The 13,995-nt window shown below is 71.2% G+C and carries 8 protein-coding genes; 2 read left to right on the forward strand and 6 right to left on the reverse strand.

The annotated features are described in order from the left end of the window. Positions 1-95: 95 nt before the first annotated feature. From pyk to ACBJ32_RS11095, 4 genes are all read right to left on the reverse strand, one after another. Positions 96-1,526, reverse strand: coding sequence for a pyruvate kinase (pyk, locus tag ACBJ32_RS11080; RefSeq protein ID WP_253746823.1), 1,431 nt, complete (start codon positions 1,524-1,526; stop codon positions 96-98). Positions 1,527-1,561: 35 nt separating this feature from the next. Beyond that, on the reverse strand, positions 1,562-1,912 hold the full coding sequence (locus ACBJ32_RS11085; protein WP_357866119.1) for a DUF2784 domain-containing protein: 351 nt from the start codon (positions 1,910-1,912) through the stop codon (positions 1,562-1,564). Next, positions 1,909-3,570 carry a S8 family serine peptidase gene (locus ACBJ32_RS11090; protein WP_375126629.1) on the reverse strand — a complete coding sequence of 554 codons (1,662 nt, stop codon included), beginning with the start codon at positions 3,568-3,570 and terminating at the stop codon, positions 1,909-1,911. Before ACBJ32_RS11090 ends, ACBJ32_RS11085 begins: the two co-directional genes overlap by 4 nt. 213 nt (positions 3,571-3,783) lie before the next feature. After that, positions 3,784-4,845 (reverse strand): aldo/keto reductase, encoded by a 1,062-nt coding sequence (locus tag ACBJ32_RS11095; RefSeq protein ID WP_375126630.1) that lies wholly within the window; start codon positions 4,843-4,845, stop codon positions 3,784-3,786. 151 nt (positions 4,846-4,996) lie between these two features. Between ACBJ32_RS11095 and ACBJ32_RS11100 the strand changes: the two genes are divergently transcribed. After that, positions 4,997-5,836, forward strand: coding sequence for a helix-turn-helix transcriptional regulator (locus ACBJ32_RS11100; protein ID WP_375126631.1), 840 nt, complete (start codon positions 4,997-4,999; stop codon positions 5,834-5,836). Between the two features lie 196 nt (positions 5,837-6,032). Here ACBJ32_RS11100 and ACBJ32_RS11105 read toward each other — a convergent pair whose 3' ends face one another. Continuing rightward, on the reverse strand, positions 6,033-7,511 hold the full coding sequence (locus ACBJ32_RS11105) for a glutamate synthase subunit beta (RefSeq protein ID WP_375126632.1): 1,479 nt from the start codon (positions 7,509-7,511) through the stop codon (positions 6,033-6,035). Between the two features lie 14 nt (positions 7,512-7,525). Beyond that, a complete protein-coding gene (gene gltB / locus ACBJ32_RS11110) occupies positions 7,526-12,031 on the reverse strand; it encodes a glutamate synthase large subunit (RefSeq protein WP_375126633.1) in 4,506 nt (1,501 codons plus the stop codon). A gap of 259 nt (positions 12,032-12,290) precedes the next feature. Here gltB and ACBJ32_RS11115 point away from each other — a divergent pair, with 259 nt between their 5' ends. Continuing rightward, positions 12,291-13,961, forward strand: coding sequence for a bis-aminopropyl spermidine synthase family protein (locus ACBJ32_RS11115; RefSeq protein WP_375126634.1), 1,671 nt, complete (start codon positions 12,291-12,293; stop codon positions 13,959-13,961). The last annotated feature ends 34 nt before the right edge of the window (positions 13,962-13,995 follow it).

The following is a 13,995-nucleotide window of genomic DNA, read 5'->3' on the forward strand; positions in this document are numbered from 1 at the left end:
GCCTGGAGCCCGGTGAAGGGCCGCAGGCCGTTACCTGGAAGGCCACCCGCCGGCGTACGGCGGGTGGCAGGCCACGGCGTTGCCGTGACACCCGATCAGTGTGCGTGGGACACCGCGGAGCCGATCGTGTGGACGCGCAGGGCGTTGGTGGAGCCGGGGGTGCCGGGAGGCGAGCCGGCCACGATGACGACCTTGTCGCCCTTCTCCAGCCGCCCCAGCGACAGCAGCGAGGCCTCCACCTGCCGCACCATGTCATCGGTGTGGTGCACGAACGGCACGTGGAACGTCTCCACCCCCCACGTCAGCGAGAGCTGCCCGCGCACGTGCGGCGCGGAGGTGAAGGCGAGCAGCGGGATCGGCGAGCGGTAGCGGGCCAGCCGGCGCGCCGTCTCCCCCGACATCGTGAAGGCCACCAGCGCCTTGGCCCCCACGATCGCCCCCACCTCGGCCGCGGCGCGGGCGATGGCGCCGCCGGTGGTCTCCGGCATGCGCTCCAGCGTGTGGGTGGCGTGCAGCGAGGACTTCTCCGCGGCGCAGGCGATGCGGTCCATCGTGGAGACGGCCTCGATCGGGTAGTTGCCGACCGAGGTCTCGCCCGACAGCATGACCGCGTCGGCGCCGTCCATGACCGCGTAGGCCACGTCGGAGGCCTCGGCGCGGGTGGGGCGCGGGGCGTTCATCATCGAGTCGAGCATCTGGGTGGCGACGATGACCGGGCGGGCCTTCTCGCGGCAGAGCTCGATGATCCGCCGCTGCACGATCGGGACCTGCTCCAGCGGCAGCTCGACGCCGAGGTCGCCGCGGGCGACCATGATGCCGTCGAAGGCCTCGACGATGTCGGGGAGGCGGTCGACGGCCTGCGGCTTCTCGATCTTGGCGAGCAGCGGGAGGCGGACGGCCTCCTGCTCCATGATGTTGCGCACCACGTCGGCGTCGGACGGGCGGCGGACGAAGGACAGGGCGATCATGTCGAAGCCGGTGCGCAGCGCCCAGCGCAGGTCGGCCTCGTCCTTGTCGGTGAGGGCCGGGGCGCTGACGTTGACGCCCGGCAGGTTGAGGCCCTTGTTGTCGGAGATCATGCCGCCGATGACGACGCGGGTGATGATGCGCTCGCCGTCGACGCGGGTGGCCTCGAGCACGAGGCGGCCGTCGTCGACGAGGATCGTGTCACCGGGGCGGACGTCCTTGGGCAGCCCCTTGTAGGTGGTGGAGACCTGCTCGCGGTCGCCCGGCACGTCTTCGGTGGTGATGGTGAAGACGTCGCCGAAGCCCAGCCTGACGGGGCCTTCCTCGAACGTGCCGACACGGATCTTGGGGCCCTGCAGGTCGGCGAGCACGCCTACACCGCGGCCGAGGTCGGCCGCCACCTCCTTGACCCGGTCGTAAACCTCTCTGTGCAGGTCATGATTGCCATGGCTGAGGTTGAACCGTGCCACGTCCATGCCCGCGGCGATCAGCTCGCGGAGGCGTTCTTTGGAGGATGTGGCGGGGCCTAGGGTGCAGACGATTTTCGCGCGACGAGTCACGAGTCCTACCTTAATTGGTACAGACCACTTGGCAGTCACTGACGACGGAGAACGTACCCGACGTAGGAGAACAGAACGAGAACGGCGACCCCAAGTCGCGCCAAGTTCGTGTACTCCTCCGGGTAGATCACGCCCTCGATGTAGTGGTCGATGAAGCCGCTGGTGGGTAACCCCTCCTGACCCGCGCTGTGGCGCGCCCAGTCCTCGGCGAGGGTGAGAGGGCACTCGACGCCGGTCACGACCGAGAGCACGCCCCAGGCGGCGACGGCGAGGTGCGCCCAGATCGTACGCCGCCAGCGCCACGCGAGGAACCCGCCCACGGCCATGTAGACGAGAAAGGCGAAGTGCACCACCATCGCGGCGTCCGCGAGGAGGCGATACATCATGGTTCGACGGTAGCCGCCTTCCAGGCGTCCACGATGCCGTGACCGTAGAATCCGTTGTCGGCCTGGGTGCCCTCGCACTCTTGCGTCTCGGTCTGCCCGAAGACCTTGTACACGTACTTGCGGGGCGTGGGGCAGGCCTTCTGCGCGGCGGTCTTGTACAGGAGCTGCTCGACCGTGGCCGGGTCCAGGTCGAGCCCGCCCTTGCCGGGCTTGCCGAAGCGGCTGACGAGGATCGCCGCGACGCCGGCGGCGTGCGGCGAGGCCATGGAGGTGCCTTCCAGGTACTGGTAGTAGGAGCAGGTGCCGCCGGTGCAGTCCTTGACGACGTCGGCGCCCTTGGGCTCGCCCTTGGCGTCGATGCGGCCGGCGGCGCGCAGCACGCGCTCGGGCGCGGCGGCCAGGATCGACCGGGTGGCCTGGGTGCCCTGCCCGTCGAGCACGTCGCCGCCGGGCGCCGACAGGTCCGTCTGCTCGTTGCCGTAGTCGCTGTAGACGGCCTTGCGGCCGGACGGGCCGAGGGCGGAGACGGAGATGACGCCGTTGGACTCGGCGGGCACGTTGATGCAGGAGTTGTCGACCTGCCGCTCCTTCTCGTCGCCCTTCGGGTAGCCGGGGCTCTGCTTGTCGACCTGGGGGCGGCCGAGGTCGGTGGAGCCGTTGCCGAGGGCGGAGACCAGCGTGACGCCGCGCTGGCGGGCGTAGTCGAGGGCGCGCTGCATGCCGGTGATGATGCCCTGCTGTTCGAGCTGCTGCTTCCTGGTGTCGGACTTGTTGCTCGCGCAGTTGAACAGCCAGGGGTCGACGAAGTAGCTCATGTTCACGACGTCCACGCCGATGTCGCCGGCGTAGGTGAGGGCGTCGAGGCTGGGCTTGAGGAAGAAGAAGCCGGAGTCCTGGCCGGCCCTGAGGTTCACGATCTGCACGCCAGGGGCGACGCCGGCGATGCCCAGGCCGTTCAGCGGGGAGGCGATGGTGCTGGCGACGTGGGTGCCGTGGCCGTCGTCGTCCACGTCCACGGCGTCCTTGCAGCCGGACGCCTCGCACGGGCCGTCGAGCGTCTCGCCGTACTCGTCCTTGGGCTTGTCGGTGACGAAGTTGCGGCTGAGCTCGCGGTTGAAGTTGGGGGCGATGTCGGGGTGCTTGCCGTCCACGCCGGTGTCGATGACGCCGACGAGGACCTGCCGGGTGCCGGGCGCCTTGGCGTGGGCGCGGTCGGCGCCGATCATGCGCATGTCCCACTGGCGGCCGGCGAGCGGCTCGCCCTTGGTCTTGGTGAACGCCTTCTCGTCGGGGAACGCGGCCCTGCGGGCGGCGGCGTCCGTGGCGGGGCGGGCGGCGGCCTCCGCGGCTGGGCGGGAGGTGGCGTAGCCGATGCGGCGGTCCGGGGAGACGCCGGCGATGGCCGGGTCCGCGCCCACGGCCTCCTCGAACCCGGAGCCCGAGCCGGCGGCCATGAGGTAGCCGAGCCTGGTGTCGGCGGAGATCGTGGTGCCGCCGGCGCGTTCGACGGCGGCCTCGGCCTGGCGTTGCTTGCCGAAGTCGTAGAAGACGAGGAATTCGGCCTGCGGGGTGGCGGCCTCGCGGGACGCGGCCGGCGTGCAGGCGCCGAGCGCGACCACGGCGGCCAGCGCCGTCAAGCCCGAGGCGACCCGCCGCATTCTTCCCCCATCCGCCGACTTGCCGCAGAACCTGAATCTTCCCGACAGTAATCCCCTGATGCAACTTAGTGGTGAAATTTCGGTCGAATAACGACGAAGCGGACCTCCATCGGAGGTCCGCTCCGTCCCTGGCCAGGGCCGCCGCGCCGGGCCTGCGCCGCTCCTGGCCCGCATCCCGGTCAGGCCCTCGCAGTGGTGCGCCGGCCGCGCCGTTCAGCGGGCCGGATCGAGAGTGACGCCGCCCGAGATGACCCCGCGCGACATCGGCCGCCGCAGGAACTCGTGCGGGAAGCCCAGGTCCACCTCACTGGCCTCGGCGAGCGTGGCGATCTGCGCGCCGGTGAAGCGCACGTCGAGCGCGCCCAGGTTGTCCTCGAGCTGGGCGAGCGTGCGTGCGCCGACGATGGGCGCCGTCACGCCGGGCTCCAGCAGCGTCCAGGCCAGCGCCACCTGCGACGGCGTCGCGCCCAGCTCGTCCGCCACCCGCTTGACCACCTCGGCGATGCCGAGCGAGCGCTCGGTGAGGGAGCCGTTGGCCGCCGCCACGTTCTTGCGGGTGCCCGACGGGTCTGCGGAGATCTCGTGGGACAGATCGGCCCGGGTGTACTTGCCGGTGAGCACGCCGCTGCCCAGCGGCGACCAGGGGATGACCCCGAGGCCCAGCTCGCGGCCCATGGGGATCAGGTCGCGCTCCCCCGTCCGCTCGATCAGGCTGTACTCGATCTGCAGGGCGATCAGCGGCGACCAGCCGCGCAGGTCGGCGATGGCCTGCATGCGCGACACCTGCCAGGCGGGCGTGTCGGAGATGCCGACGTAGAGCACCTTGCCCATCCTGACGAGGTCGTCCATGGCGCGCAGGATCTCCTCCACAGGGGTGGTGAAGTCCCAGGCGTGCAGGTAGAGCAGGTCGAGGTGGTCGGTGCCGAGGCGGCGCAGGCTGGCCTCGACGGACCGGACCATGCTCTTGCGGTGGTTGCCGCCCGAGTTCGGGTCACCCTGGCGCCTGGCCATGCTGTACTTCGTGGCCAGCACGAGCTGCTCGCGCCGCCCGGCCGCGAACTCGCCGACCAGGGTCTCGGCGGTGCCGTCGGTGTACTGGCTGGCGGTGTCGATGAAGTTGCCGCCGCGCTCCACGTAGGCGTCGAAGATGCGGCGGGACTCCTCCTTGTCCGAGCCCCAGCCCCAGTCGGTCCCGAACGTCATCGTGCCCAGCGACAGCGGCGAGACCCGCAGGCCGGAACGGCCCAGCAAGCGGTAGGTGTCAAGAGTCGTCATGCGTCCAAGCGTGCTCGGGGCGCGAGCCATGGGTAAGGGAAGGCTCTTCCTGGGATCGGCCGTCCCAGGCAGCGCCCGCGACGGACGCGCCGGGCACACGGCTCCGGGCAGTGCGCGGCCTGGGCGGGCCCGCGGCCGTAAGATCGAGGCGATGAGCACCGTCGACCAGACCCGCGAGCTCGCGGCCTTCCTGCGGACGCGCCGCGAGCGGCTGAGCCCCGGCGACGTCGAGCTGCCGGCGCGCCGCGCCCACCGCCGCACGCCGGGGCTGCGCAGGGAAGAGGTCGCGGAGCTGGCCGGCGTCAGCGTCGACTACGTGATCCGGCTGGAGCAGGGGCGCGGGTTGCGGCCCTCACCCGAGGTGCTGGAGGCGCTGGCCGCGGCGCTGCGGCTGAGCGAGGACGAGCGGCTCTACCTGTTCGACCTGGCCCGGCAGCGGCCGACCAGCAGGCCCGAGCGCGAGGGCCCGGCCGGCGACGAGGCCGGGCCGCTGTCCCGCCTGGTCCTGGACCTGTCGCCGCTGCCGGCCATGGTGGTCAACCACCGCTTCGACATCATCGCGTGGAACCCGGAGATGGCCGGCCTGATGCTCGACTTCGGCAGCCTGCCGCCGAGGCAGCGCAACAGCCTGTGGTTGTGCATGCTGCACCCGGGCCTGGACCACTTCTTCCGCGACCGGGAGCGCGCGGTGCGCGAGGGCATCGCCGACCTGCGGGCCTCCTGGGCGGCCCATCCCGACGACAAGCGCCTGGCGGACCTGGTCGAGGAGCTGACCTCGGGCAACGAGGAGTTCGCCCGGCTGTGGGCGATGCGCGACGTGCGGGTCAACGCCAGGGGGCAGAAGCGGCTGCGGCACGCCACGGAGGGGCCGCTGACGGTCGAGTACGAGGTGCTGGCCCCGCTGCAGGCGCCCGGGCAGCGGCTGATCATCTACCGGGCCGCCGACCCGGACTCGCAGCGCGTGCTCGACGCCGTCGCGCGGGCCTGCTGACCCCCTCGGCCGGGCCGTGACCACGCGGACGGCCAAGGACGCGCACGTGACGGCGCCCGGCCCCGTGCGGGTTCAGCGGGCGTTTCCCTGGAGGCCCTCGGCCACGTGCGGCGGGTGGGGTGACGTCGGCTTGCCGTAAAGGACGGTGGCCGTGAAACGACAACGGCCCGGCTGTGGAAGCCGGGCCGTGCGGCCGTCAGACGAGCGGACGAGCAGTGGGCAGGATCGGGTACGGGAGGGCCGTGTCGCCGGTCAGGAAGCGGTCGACGCCGGAGGCGGCGGCGCGCCCCTCCGCGATCGCCCACACGATGAGCGACTGACCGCGCCCCATGTCGCCCGCCACGAAGACGCCGTCCACCTTGGACATGTACGTCTTGTCGCGCGCCACGTTCCCCCTGGCGTCGTAGAAGCCGTCGCCGGCGGCCTCGGCCAGGTCCTGCAGCAGCGCGCCCTTCTCCGGCCCGACGAAGCCCATGGACAGCGTGACCAGCTCGGCCGGGATCTCCCGCTCGGTGCCCGGGATCGGCTTGAAGCCGTTCTGCGGCCCCTCGACCTCGACCAGCCGCAGCGCCCGCACGTTGCCGTCGGCGTCGCCGACGAACTCGGTGGTGGAGACGGCGTACACGCGCTGCCCGCCGCCGTCCTCCAGCTCCTCATGGGCGCTCTCCATCTTGAACAGGATGGGGAACGTCGGCCACGGCTGGCTGCCGGGGCGGCTGCGCGGCGGCTGCGGCATGATCTCGAGCTGGGTGACGGACGCGGCCCCCTGCCGGATCGCGGTGCCGATGCAGTCGGCACCGGTGTCGCCGCCGCCGATGACGACGACGTGCTTGCCCTCGGCCGAGATGGGCGAGACCGCGAAGTCGCCCTCCTGGACCTTGTTGGACAGCGGCAGGTACTCCATCGCCTGGTAGATGCCCTTGAGCTCGCGCCCGGCCACCGGCAGGTCGCGCCACTGGGTGGCGCCGCCGGACAGCACCACGGCGTCGAACTGCTCGCGCAGCTCGGCGGCCGTGATGTCGACGCCGACGTTCACGCCGGTGCGGAACTCGGTGCCCTCGGCCCGCATCTGCTCCAGGCGGCGCTCGATGTGCCGCTTCTCCATCTTGAACTCGGGGATGCCGTAGCGCAGCAGCCCGCCGGCGCGGTCGGCCCGCTCGAACACGACCACGTCGTGGCCGGCCCGGGTGAGCTGCTGGGCGGCGGCGAGCCCGGCGGGGCCCGAGCCGACGACCGCGACCTTCTTGCCGGTCTTGACGGCCGGCGGCTGCGGGGTCACCCAGCCCTCGGCGAACGCCCGGTCGATGATCTCGACCTCGACCCGCTTGATCGCCACGGGGTCGGAGTTGATGCCGAGCACGCACGCCGCCTCACACGGAGCCGGGCAGAGCCTGCCGGTGAACTCCGGGAAGTTGTTGGTGGCGTGCAGCCGCTCGATCGCCTCGCGCCAGTCGGTGCGGTAGACCAGGTCGTTCCACTCGGGGATGAGGTTCCCGAGCGGGCAGCCGTTGTGGCAGAACGGGATGCCGCAGTCCATGCAGCGGGCCGCCTGCTTGGTCAGCTTCTCCTGCGAGAAGTCCTGGTAGACCTCGCGCCAGTCGCTGATGCGGACGTCCACGGGGCGGCGCGCCGGCAGCTCCCGGTCGTGCGTGAGAAAACCCTTCGGGTCAGCCATTCGGTACGCCTCCCTTATCCCTTAACCGCGGCCGCCATGACGGCCTCGTCGATGTCCCTGCCTTCGATGCGGGCGGCCTCGGCGGCCTCCAGCACCCTCTTGTAGTCGGTCGGCATGATCTTGCCGAACCTGGCGAGCGCCTCGTCCCAGTCGGCCAGCAGCGCCTTGGCGACCGGCGAGCCGGTCTCCGCGAAGTGCTTCTCGACCGTCTCCTTGAGGAACTCGGTGTCCTGCTCGGTGAGCGCCTCGATGGCGACCATCTCGCGGTTGACCCGCTCGGGCTTGAGGTCCAGCAGGTACGCGATGCCGCCCGACATGCCGGCCGCGAAGTTGCGCCCGGTCTGGCCGAGCACCACGACCTTGCCGCCGGTCATGTACTCGCAGCCGTGGTCGCCCACGCCCTCCACGACCGCCGTGGCGCCGGAGTTGCGCACGCAGAACCGCTCGCCCACGACGCCGCGGACGAACACCTCGCCGGACGTGGCGCCGTACAGGGCGACGTTGCCGGCGATGATGTGGCCGTCGAGCGGGGCCTCGTCGTGCGGCCGGAGGGTGATCCGCCCGCCGGACAGGCCCTTGCCGAGGTAGTCGTTGGCGTCGCCGGCCAGCCGGAGCGTGACCCCGCGCGGCACGAACGCGCCGAACGAGTTGCCCGCCGAGCCGGTGAACGAGATGTCGATCGTGTTGTCGGGCAGCCCCTTGCCGCCGTGCCGCTTGGTGACCTGGTAGCCGAGCATGGTGCCGACCGTGCGGTTCACGTTGCGGATGGGCAGCTCCAGCGTGACCGGGGTGCCGTCGTCGATGGCGCCCTCGGCGAGCTGGATGAGCGTGTTGTCCAGCGCGTGCTGCAGCCCGTGGTCCTGCTCGACCGTGCGGCGCAGCGGGGTGCCCGCGGGCAGCTCCGGCTGGTGCAGGATCGGCGACAGGTCCAGGCCGCTGGCCTTCCAGTGGTCCTCGGCCGCCGTCATGTCGAGCATCTCGGCGTGCCCGATCGCCTCGTCGAGCGAGCGGAAGCCCAGCTCGGCGAGGTACTCGCGGATCTCCTCGGCGATGAACTCGAAGAAGTTCACCACGAACTCGGGCTTGCCGGTGAAGCGCTTGCGCAGCTCGGGGTTCTGCGTGGCCACGCCCACCGGGCAGGTGTCGAGGTGGCAGACGCGCATCATGACGCAGCCGGAGACGACCAGCGGAGCGGTGGCGAAGCCGTACTCCTCGGCGCCCAGCAGCGCGGCGATGACGACGTCGCGGCCGGTCTTGAGCTGGCCGTCCACCTGGACGACGATGCGGTCGCGCAGGTCGTTCAGCAGCAGCGTCTGCTGGGTCTCGGCCAGGCCGAGCTCCCACGGGGCGCCCGCGTGCTTGAGCGACGTCAGCGGCGAGGCGCCGGTGCCGCCGTCGTGCCCGGAGATGAGCACCACGTCGGCGTGCGCCTTCGACACGCCGGCGGCGACCGTGCCGACGCCGACCTCGGCGACCAGCTTCACGTGGACCCTGGCCTCCGGGTTGGAGTTCTTCAGGTCGTGGATGAGCTGTGCCAGGTCCTCGATCGAGTAGATGTCGTGGTGCGGCGGCGGCGAGATGAGGCCGACGCCGGGCGTGGAGTGCCTGGTCTTGGCGATCCACGGGTAGACCTTGTGGCCGGGGAGCTGGCCGCCCTCGCCGGGCTTGGCGCCCTGGGCCATCTTGATCTGCAGGTCGTCGGCGTTGACCAGGTACTCGGAGGTGACGCCGAACCGGCCGGAGGCCACCTGCTTGATCGCCGACCTGCGGGCCGGGTCGTACAGGCGCTCGGGGTCCTCGCCGCCCTCACCGGTGTTGGACTTGCCGCCGAGCTGGTTCATCGCGATGGCGAGCGTCTCGTGCGCCTCCATCGAGATGGAGCCGTACGACATCGCGCCCGTGGAGAACCGCTTGACGATCTCCGAGACGGGCTCGACCTCCTCGATGGGGATCGGGTTGCCCTTGCGCAGCTTGAACAGGCCACGCAGGGTCATCAGCCGCTCCGCCTGGGAGTCGACGAGGTTCGTGTACTCCTTGAAGATCTCGTAGCGGCGGGTCCGGGTGGCGTGCTGCAGCTTGAAGACGGTCTCGGGGTTGAACAGGTGCGGCTCGCCCTCGCGCCGCCACTGGTACTCGCCGCCGACCTGGAGCCTGCGGTGGGCGTTCTCCACGCGCGGGTAGGCGTGGCGGTGGCGCTGCGCGACCTCCTCGGCCAGCACGTCGAAGCCGACGCCGCCGAGGCGGGAGGTGGTGCCGGTGAAGCAGGAGTCGATGACCTCCTGGCTCAGGCCGAGCGCCTCGAAGATCTGCGCGCCGGTGTAGGAGGCGACCGTGGACACGCCCATCTTGGACATGACCTTGATGACGCCCTTGCCATACGCCTTGATCAGGTTGCGGACGGCCTTGTGCTTGTCCATCTGCAGCGCGCCGGCGTCGACCAGGTCCTCGATCGTCTCGATCGCGAGGTACGGGTTGATCGCCGCGGCGCCGTAGCCGATCAGCAGCGCCATGTGGTGGCACTCGCGCGCCTCGCCGGTCTCGATGACCAGGCCGATCTTGGTGCGCGTCTTCTCCTGGATCAGGTGGTGGTGCACCGCGCCCGTCAGCAGCAGCGACGGGATCGGCGCGAGCGCGTCGGAGGAGCCGCGGTCGGACAGCACGATGATGCGCGCGCCGTCGGCGATCGCCTGGGACGCCTCGGCCCTGATCTCCTCCAGCCGCCGCAGCAGCGCCTGGCCGCCGCCGGCGACCTCGTACAGGCCGCTGATGACGTACGGGTGGAAGCCCGGCAGGTCGTGCTCGTCGTTGATGTGGATGATCTTGGCGAGCTCGTCGTTGTCGATCACCGGGTACGGCAGCACGAGCTGGCGGCAGGAGCTCGGCCCCGGGTCCAGCAGGTTGCCCTCGGGCCCGAGGGTGCTGGCCAGGGAGGTGACCAGCTCCTCGCGGATGGCGTCCAGCGGCGGGTTCGTGACCTGCGCGAACAGCTGCGTGAAGTAGTCGAACAGCAGGCGAGGCTTCTCGCTCAGCACGGCGACGGGCGTGTCGGTGCCCATGGAGCCGATCGGCTCGATGCCGGTCTTGGCCATCGGCGACAGGATGATGCGCAGCTCTTCCTCGGTGTAGCCGAAGGTCTGCTGCCGCTTGACGAGCGCCTCGTGGGTGGGGATCTCGCGCTGCCGCGCGGGCAGCTCCTCGAAGCGGACGAGACCGGCGTGCAGCCAGTCGGAGTACGGGAGCTCGGCGGCGAGCTCGGCCTTGATCTCGTCGTCCTCGATGATCTTGCCGCGGGCGGTGTCGATGAGGAACATGCGGCCCGGCTGCAGGCGGCCCTTGCGGACCACGTCCTCGGGCTTGATGTCCAGCACGCCGGCCTCGGAGGCCAGCACGACCAGGCCGTCGGCGGTCACCCAGAAGCGCCCGGGGCGCAGGCCGTTGCGGTCGAGCACGGCGCCGGCCAGGGTGCCGTCGGTGAACGTGATCGAGGCGGGGCCGTCCCAGGCCTCCATCATCGTGGAGTGGAACTCGTAGAAGGCCCGGCGCGCCGGGTCCATCTCGGTGTGGTTCTCCCACGCCTCGGGGATCATCATCAGGACGGCGTGCGGCAGGCTCCGGCCGCCGATGTGCAGCAGCTCCAGGGCCTCGTCGAAGCTGGCGGTGTCGCTGCCATCCGGGTCACAGATGGGGAAAAGTCGCGAAATATCGCCCGGAATGTGGGCGGAGGCCAGCATCGCCTCGCGGGCCCGCATCCAGTTGCGGTTGCCCTTGACCGTGTTGATCTCGCCGTTGTGGGCGATGTACCGGTACGGGTGGGCCAGCGGCCAGCTCGGGAACGTGTTGGTGGAGAAGCGCGAGTGCACCAGCGCGATCGCGGTCTCGTAACGCTCGTCGCTCAGGTCGGGGAAGAACGGCTCGACCTGGTCGGGCGTGAGCATGCCCTTGTAGACGACCGTCCGGGACGACAGCGAGGGGAAGTACACGTCGGCCTCGTGCTCGGCCCGCTTGCGCAGGCAGAACGCGAGCCGGTCCAGCTCCAGCCCCGTGCGCCCCTCGGGGTCGGACACGAAGAGCTGGGCGAAGTGCGGCATGACCGCCCGGGCGCTCGGCCCCGGTAGGTCCCGGTCGACCGGCGTCTCGCGCCAGCCGAGCACGGTCAGGCCCTCCTCGGCGGCGATCTCCTCGATCAGGCGCACGGCCGTGGCCCTGGCCTCGCCGTCGAACGGCAGGAAGGCGATGCCGGTGGCGTACGCACCGGCCTCGGGCAGCGTGAACGGCACGACCGCCCGGTAGAACCCATCGGGGATCTGCGTCAGGATCCCGGCTCCGTCGCCGGTGTCCGGCTCGCTACCCTTGGCCCCCCGATGATCAAGATTGCACAGCGCCGTCAGCGCCTTGACCACGATGCCGTGATCACGGCGCCCGGCGACGTCGGCAACCATGGCGACACCGCAGGCATCGTGCTCGTTGGCGGGGTGGTACAGGCCCTGGGGCTCGGGGAACCCGAGGTGGGCAGCAGGCATTGAATCCCTCCCGTCGTCTTCGTCTGTCTAGAACTGCTTCACAGGCGAGGGACGACGTTGGCCCTGCTGCATATCGTGGGTAGAGGTTACCTCACCCTGCCGGAATGGTGCCCGCCGCGTCCGCATTACGAACTTTCGCGCCCATCTCGACATCCGAACTCCCTATCCCAAACCCTGAGTCTGGCCGCCGAAATTCCCGGCCGATGCGGCGATTTCCGCCAGGGGGAGCGAGTGTCCGCGAGCCGATAGGGTTTGGGTCATGGAGCGTGACGGGGTCGAGCGCCTGCTCACCGAGGCCGGAGCCGACAGCAGGCGGCTGAGGCACGCCCTCGCCCTGGTGTGCGACGGCCGGTGGTGGACCCTGGCCGATCTGGTCAGGGATACGGCCACGTCCCGGCGCACGGTCGAGGCCCTGCTGCGCGAGCTGGTGCTGGAGCGCGACGGCGACCGCTTCCGCGTCCCGCTCGCCGACACACCCGCCTACCAGGATCTCGTCGCCGTCGCCCCGCCCCCCGAGGACCCGGTGGCCCACCTGCTGCCGCACTACGCCCCCGCCCTCGACCGGCTCACCACCCTCATCGCCAAGGCCCCGCGCGCCCGCCACGTGCTCGACCACGTCTCGGCCACGCCGGAGACGGTGCTGCGCCGGGCGCTGCTGCTGGGGGCTCGCTTCTGGCTGCCGGGGGCGCGCCTGCTCTGCGTGGGCGACCACGACCTGACCTCGCTGGCGGTCAAGCTCGTGCATCCCCAGACGGACGTGACCGTGGTCGACGTCGACGAGCGCATCCTGGCCTACATCGACGAGCAGCGGCTGGGCGTCCGCACCCGCTGGGCCGACCTGCGCCTCGGCCTGCCCCCGTCGGCCAGGGACCACGACCTGGCCCTCACCGACCCGCCGTACACGCCGGAGGGCACGGGCCTGTTCGTGGCGCGCGCCGTCGAAGGGCTGAAGGACGGGGGGCGGGTGCTGCTGGCGTACGGGGCCAGCGAGCGCACGCCGCTGCTGGCCTTCAAGGTGCAGCAGGAACTGTCGGAGCTCAACCTCACGTACGAAGCGATCTACCCCGACTTCAACCGATATTTCGGGGCAGAAGCCATCGGCTCCGCCGCCGACCTGTACATCCTCCGCCCCACCACCAAGACCCGCCCGGCCGTCCAGTCCCGCCTGAGCCGCCAGGCCACCGCCATCTACACCCAGGGCCCGCAGGCCGTGGAGAGCGCCGCGAAGCCCCAGCCGGGGGATTCCCGGGGTGAGGCCGCCACGGCGCCGCCTGAGACCGCGAAGGCCCAGGTCAAGGGGGCGGAGGCGGTGTCAGCGTCCTCGGCGGCCCAGGCGCGCGTCACGGACGCAGACGCGGCCCTCTCCGCGCTGGCCGGGTTCGAGGCCGAGCTTCTGGTGGGCGACTGGCCCAAGTCCCTGAACCAGCCTCGGGTCAAGCTCTTGACCTGGCTCGCCAAACCGTACGCCGCCGCGCCCGCCCGGGTGGCCGTGGCCGTCCCGGCCGGCCTGGAGTCCGCACTCCCCCGCCTCCTGCTGGCCTGCCGCGCGGCTCAGGTCCGTGTCGTGGGCCCGGGGCTCGCGCCGCGCCTGCCCGCGGCGCTGTCGCCCGTGTACGCGCTCGACGCGGCCGGCGAGGGCGTACTGGACGTCGTACGCCTGCCGCAGCCCGAGGGCGACGCCGACACGGTGCTGCGCCGGATCATGGACAACGCCCACGCCAAACTGGCCAACACGTGGCGCGAGGCCCTCATCGCGCTGGCCAGGGCGCAGGGCACGACGCTCACCAAGAACGAGGCCCGCGCCCTGATCCGGGAGGCGGCCGACTGGTCCGACGACCTGACCCCGCTGGAGGCCCCCCTCCACCGCCTGTCCGCCCTCCGGGACGCGGTCGCCACCACGGTCAATGCCTTGACCGGCACCACCTCCTGAGGCAGCGCTCCACACCGGCCACCGACGTCACATC

Source organism: Nonomuraea sp. GTA35, assembly GCF_041950525.1.
In the GTDB taxonomy this organism is placed as follows: domain Bacteria; phylum Actinomycetota; class Actinomycetes; order Streptosporangiales; family Streptosporangiaceae; genus Nonomuraea.

Coding starts and splice junctions, on each gene's coding strand:
- gltB (WP_375126633.1), bottom strand. CDS start 12,031: ATGCCTGCTGCCCACCTCGGGTTCCCCGAGCCCCAGGGCCTGTACCAC.
- ACBJ32_RS11100 (WP_375126631.1), top strand. CDS start 4,997: ATGAGCACCGTCGACCAGACCCGCGAGCTCGCGGCCTTCCTGCGGACG.
- ACBJ32_RS11115 (WP_375126634.1), top strand. CDS start 12,291: ATGGAGCGTGACGGGGTCGAGCGCCTGCTCACCGAGGCCGGAGCCGAC.
- ACBJ32_RS11105 (WP_375126632.1), bottom strand. CDS start 7,511: ATGGCTGACCCGAAGGGTTTTCTCACGCACGACCGGGAGCTGCCGGCG.
- ACBJ32_RS11090 (WP_375126629.1), bottom strand. CDS start 3,570: ATGCGGCGGGTCGCCTCGGGCTTGACGGCGCTGGCCGCCGTGGTCGCG.
- ACBJ32_RS11095 (WP_375126630.1), bottom strand. CDS start 4,845: ATGACGACTCTTGACACCTACCGCTTGCTGGGCCGTTCCGGCCTGCGG.
- ACBJ32_RS11085 (WP_357866119.1), bottom strand. CDS start 1,912: ATGATGTATCGCCTCCTCGCGGACGCCGCGATGGTGGTGCACTTCGCC.